This window comes from Aquiflexum sp. (assembly GCF_041751335.1).
Taxonomy (GTDB): Bacteria; Bacteroidota; Bacteroidia; order Cytophagales; family Cyclobacteriaceae; genus Aquiflexum.
Genome location: NZ_JBGSXS010000349.1, coordinates 1 through 5,139 on the forward strand (window position 1 = coordinate 1; position 5,139 = coordinate 5,139).

The following is a 5,139-nucleotide window of genomic DNA, read 5'->3' on the forward strand; positions in this document are numbered from 1 at the left end:
TTCAAAAAAAATAATTCTACCCATGAAACTTCTTAATGAAGAAATCCTAAATGAACAAGAATATAATCAGCACCTTGATGTAGCCAGAAAACTTTTGTTCGATTACCTACCACTTACAGACAGTCAATGGGAAGTGTTCAAGCAGGGATTCAAAATCAGAAAGTATAATAAGGGTGACTATATTATCAATGAAGGTGAAACTGAAAGATATCTTTCTATAGTGATTCAGGGGCTTACAAGACATTTTGTATTGGTTAAGGGGGAAGAAAAATCATTTGATTTCTCTTTCCAGCATGAATTTAACTGTTCTTATTCCAGCTTTATCCAACAAACACCTTCGATGTTTTTTATAGAGGCTTTGGATGATTGCATACTTGCTTCCCTACCCTACACATTTTTGCAGCACCTTTATGAACAATTTCCTGAGAGCAATAAATTTGGCAGAACAGCTGTGGAACAATATTACATCTGGCGAGAACAAAGAGAAATCTCACTTTTGACAGATTCGGCCAGTGAGCGGTATGTAAAGCTGATGAAGAAATACCCCGTGTATCTGGAACAGGTTCCTTTAAAACATCTTGCCTCCTACCTCAACATCAAACCTGAATCCTTGAGCAGAATAAGAAAAAAGCTGATGGAGCAAAAAAAGAAACGTTCTTAACCTAGGTCAATTTTTACCTCATCATCTTCCCCCAACTTTGTACCTGTAAATCAATCAGGTATAATCATGAAAACACAAATTATCAAAAAAAATCTACTTAACATCTTTATTTTAGGTCTTCTGTCCATTTTAAATGTTGAAGCCCAGGAAATTAGTAACACTTCAAAAAAACCTTACAAATCCCAAACCTATTTTAGCTTTGGCGCCGGGGTAAGTTTTCTCCAAGGTGTTCCCGATAACTTTTATCAGGATGGACATAGCAATGTCCAAATAGGCCTGATGAAGGAATTGCCATTTAACAAAAGGCTGTCATTCATTACGGGCTTAGAACTAGAGAGATTGACATATAATCTCGATTTTTATCCTCTTTTGGATGAAAACAACAATAATTTCATCCAGGCCCCCGACGGGATAAAATATACAAGGGTATTCCAAAATAGCCTTAACATTTCAGCTCAGACCAGATTTTATTTTCGGGAAAACAGCAGTAAACAAACGCCGAATATTTTCATCCAGACAGGATTAAGGGGCGGTTATAACCTCAGTACCACATTTGCCTACAGGGAAGATAATCAGAATCAAACTATCAATTTGTCAGAAGTGGCCAGTCCATTTAACCTTCAGGCAGAATTGATGCTTGGGTTTAAAGGTGATTATTTCGAAAAACTGGAAATCCTTAACGCATCCACTTTTGGTCTAACCTACCAATTTAACTCTCCTATTCAAGCAGGAAATGTTGAAAATATCAGACCGATCAATCTGACATGGCGATTCTTATTTTAGAAATAAAATTTCCCCTTGATGTGCGATGAATTGCATATCAAGGGGAAATTAATTTTTTCAGGAATAAATGGGGTATTTTTCAAATTTGATTATCCACAATAATGCCAGTAGCCAAATATTGGATAGTTTCCACCTCTCCTCTATAACAAACAAATTCAAGTGGTCGATCCCGATAATAATCGTGGACGAGACCCTTATGCAAAATCTATATTTGCAAGATAGCTGAAATCAGTCCCCAATAACTATTTCAGCTTTATGGTAAGCACTGGCATTAAAATAACCCACTACTTCAATATCTGAAATCAGATTAGACTTGGGATTATAGGCTGGTGAATCGAAGAAACTCTCTTGGGTCAATGCCTGCATATAGATGTCAAATAAATACTGATAGAAAGTATTACTGATAGACTGTTGGTAAACTACGATCTCATCCCCTTCCTGAAATGGGTCATAGGTAAGATCAAGTCCAACTATCAAATTGCCATCCACCCTGTCATCTTCCAGTACCAGGATATGGCGTGGATCATTCGAAACAATACCGTTCACGGCTACTTTCCATCTGTAGTTATTTCCTTTGCCTTTTGGATCATAAGTATCTATCAACAGATAATATCCCTCTTCAAATACCAGACTTTCGGGTTTGTATTCGTACCTCACGGCAGTAATTTCAGAAACCGGTTCCAACTTCTCTGCTTTACTCGATATCACTTTCCCACTTAATTGTGGATGTTCGGCAATATGCGGTAGAGTAATCTCAAGTTTATATTCATTTCCTATTTTACCTTTATAGTCCAATAAATACTCCCCTTCTTTGATGTAAGTATATGTACCTATAAGATTATTATCTTCAAATAAGTTAACTACAGCTTCTTCAATGATTATCTTTTGGCTGCTTTGAAAATACGGCTGGGTTATTGACAATTTTAATGACTGCACATCATCCATATTATTTATTTCTCCATCTACCACTACCATGGCTTCATAGGATTTTACATCCAACTCAATGGTATCCATGCAGGAGAACATCAAAAACATGGACAAACTGATCAATATATTTTTTACAGTTTTCATCTTCGTTAAAATTTAAAGTTATAGGTTACACTTGGAATTACTGATCCTAAAATCGACAGCCTTACAGCTTCGGTCTGAGTTGAATTTTCCTGTTGTCTGAAAAAGATTGAATAGGCATTTCTGCGGGCATAGACATTATAAAGTCCAAAACTCCATGATCCTCTTTTACCCTCTGGACTCAGGTTAGCTGAAATATCCAACCTATGATAGGTAGGAATCCTATGTGCATTTCTATCCCCCATCACAGGCAGAATCATTCCCTCCCATTCATACTTTCCAATTGGTTGGGTAAATGGTCTTCCTGATGCCAAAACAAAATTGGCTGAGAAATCCCACTTTTTATTGAGCTGGTACAAACCGTAAATACTTAGGTCATGAGGTTTGTCAAAATTGGCCCTATACCATTCACCTTGATTGATTCCAGCCACCTTTCTTTCTGACCTTGAAAGGGTATAGCTGATCCGGCCTGTAAGCCTGCCTTCCTTTTTTTCTATGGAGGCCTCCAAACCATAGGCCCGGCCAATACCCTCCAAGACTTCTGTCTCCAAGGTTTCATTGAAGGTCAGCTTAGCTCCATCCTTAAAATCCTGAACCCTTCTGTAATCCTTATAGTAACTTTCCACTACCAATTCGAAGTTGTTGTTTTGAATTCCTTTGACAAAGCCCAAGGATAACTGATCCACCTGTGCCGGTTTTAGATAGGCATTGGATGGTTTCCAAACATCTATGGGAGAAGGAGAATTGGTGTTGGAAATCAAGTGCACAAATTGGTTGGCCCTATGAAAGCTAGCCTTGATGGCCGTGTATTTATTGGGAGTATAACTCAGGTTAAACCTTGGTTCAACACCATTGTAACTGGCCATGGTCTGATGTCTTGAAAAACTGACTGAGTCAATAATCGCATCTCTTTCCTTTACTCCATCCTGATAAATATATTGTGTTCCGCCAAGTCTTCTGAAGTCCACGTACCTGAGTCCCAATTCAAATTTCCATTGTTCATTGATTTTTTCATTCCATGATACATAGGCTCCTGATTCAATGGCATGTTCTTTGGCCATTTCTATTGAATTTACCGCAGATTCTTCCCCTGTTGGAATGATAGTTCCCGGTACATAATCCTGCATATTTGATTGCAGGCCAAAATCGATAGTCCTATTTGGATTAACGAAATATGCAGCATCAGCCTTAAATGTCTGGTTTAAGATGCTTGATTTCCAATCCCAGGCATCGGGACCATGGCTTCCCATGATATGGTAAAAATAATTACTGTTGGTGACTGTGATATTTGTAAACAACTTGGGGTTGAAAACATGGTTCCATCTCAAGGTCATGGTATTGTTTCCCCAACTACTACTGAACAGATCACCCAATTTCATCACATCGTTTCCAGAGTAGTAGGAAAGAAAGACCCTGTCTTTATCTGAAAATTTATGGTTCACCTTTGCATTGAAATCATAGAAATAGAGGTTGTTGTTTTTCAGTTCTTCATCCCCGGATAGTCTGGTAAATACATCCATGTAAGAGCGTCTGCCTGCTAGCAAAAATGATGTCTTGTCTTTTTGAATGGGACCTTCCACAGTTAGTCTGCTACTCAATAGCCCAATGCCACCTTTGACTTGCAACTTTTTTGAATTCCCTTCCAATTGCCTGACATCAAGTACGGAAGACAACCTTCCGCCATATTGCGCTGGCAATCCTCCTTTATAAATTTTGACATCCTTGATGGCATCGGAATTAAATACAGAGAAAAATCCCATCACATGTGCAGCATTGAATACCGTAGCTTCATCAAGCAAAATCAGGTTTTCCTCGGCCCCACCTCCACGCACATTAAATCCAGACGTACCCTCTCCTACTGTGGATATACCCGGAAGCAACTGAATGTTTCTGATCAGATCTACTTCTCCCAATAGCTTGGGCATTTTTCTCATCTGATCCATGGACACCCTTTCTATACCACTTCCGATTTCCAGGATTTTTTCATCTTTGGCGATTGCCGAAACTTCCACCGTTTCCAGGGAAAGATTGCTGGGCATCAATTCAATGGACAGATTGAGATCGGATTGCAATTCAAGATCAATGGTTTCCGATTCAAATCCCATATAGCTTACTGAAATCGTATGGTGACCAGGATTCAAGGAAATGGAATAAAATCCATACAGGTTAGTAATTGCCCCTTCCGAGGAGCCTTTGACCAAGACGGTTGCTCCTAGAAGTTCTTCTCCTGTCGAAGCATCGCGGACATACCCACTAAGGGTCATTTTTTCTGGTTGGGCCCTAAGTAGGCTGACATTCAGAAAAAGTAAAAGGATAATAATTGTGGTTTTTCTCATTGTGGTTTTGTTAAAATGATAAATGGTTAAGTTTGATTTAACTTGAAATTTCTTTGAGTTCCATTTGGAATTCCCTTCAAAATTGGGGTACTGAGCCATTTAAAAAGTTCGATTTAGAAAAGTGGAACCCAATTTTTTAAAAAGTGAAAAGAATTTATACCCCATTAATTTTCAACCAGTTGGGTAAAAGGTGCAAAACCGGTACAATAGAGGTGTTTTTGATTATTGAGAATCAAAAGAAAAATGCAAAGAATGAATTGCTGTAAAATTCAAGTGGACCTTGATGTAATT

The 5,139-nt window shown here is 38.4% G+C and carries 4 protein-coding genes; 2 read left to right on the top strand and 2 right to left on the bottom strand.

What is annotated here, in order from left to right:
* Both ACEW8U_RS19285 and ACEW8U_RS19290 read left to right on the top strand, forming a co-directional pair.
* Window positions 1-661, top strand: a 661-nt coding sequence (locus tag ACEW8U_RS19285) for a Crp/Fnr family transcriptional regulator (RefSeq protein ID WP_373523693.1), incomplete at its 5' end; no start/stop codon positions are given.
* Window positions 662-727: 66 nt separating this feature from the next.
* Window positions 728-1,444, top strand: coding sequence for an outer membrane beta-barrel protein (locus ACEW8U_RS19290; protein WP_373523694.1), 717 nt, complete (start codon window positions 728-730; stop codon window positions 1,442-1,444).
* 228 nt (window positions 1,445-1,672) lie between these two features.
* Here ACEW8U_RS19290 and ACEW8U_RS19295 read toward each other — a convergent pair whose 3' ends face one another.
* Together ACEW8U_RS19295 and ACEW8U_RS19300 are read right to left on the bottom strand one after the other, a co-directional pair.
* Entirely contained in the window at window positions 1,673-2,515 is an 843-nt protein-coding gene (locus ACEW8U_RS19295; RefSeq protein ID WP_373523695.1) for a DUF4249 family protein, read from the bottom strand.
* A gap of 5 nt (window positions 2,516-2,520) precedes the next feature.
* A complete protein-coding gene (locus ACEW8U_RS19300) occupies window positions 2,521-4,848 on the bottom strand; it encodes a TonB-dependent receptor domain-containing protein (RefSeq protein WP_373523696.1) in 2,328 nt (775 codons plus the stop codon).
* Window positions 4,849-5,139 lie beyond the last annotated feature (291 nt).

What these genes read in the sequence shown, in the direction of transcription:
- ACEW8U_RS19290 (WP_373523694.1), top strand. Translation starts at nt 728, where the DNA reads ATGAAAACACAAATTATCAAAAAAAATCTACTTAACATCTTTATTTTA.
- ACEW8U_RS19295 (WP_373523695.1), bottom strand. Translation starts at nt 2,515, where the DNA reads ATGAAAACTGTAAAAAATATATTGATCAGTTTGTCCATGTTTTTGATG.
- ACEW8U_RS19300 (WP_373523696.1), bottom strand. Translation starts at nt 4,848, where the DNA reads ATGAGAAAAACCACAATTATTATCCTTTTACTTTTTCTGAATGTCAGC.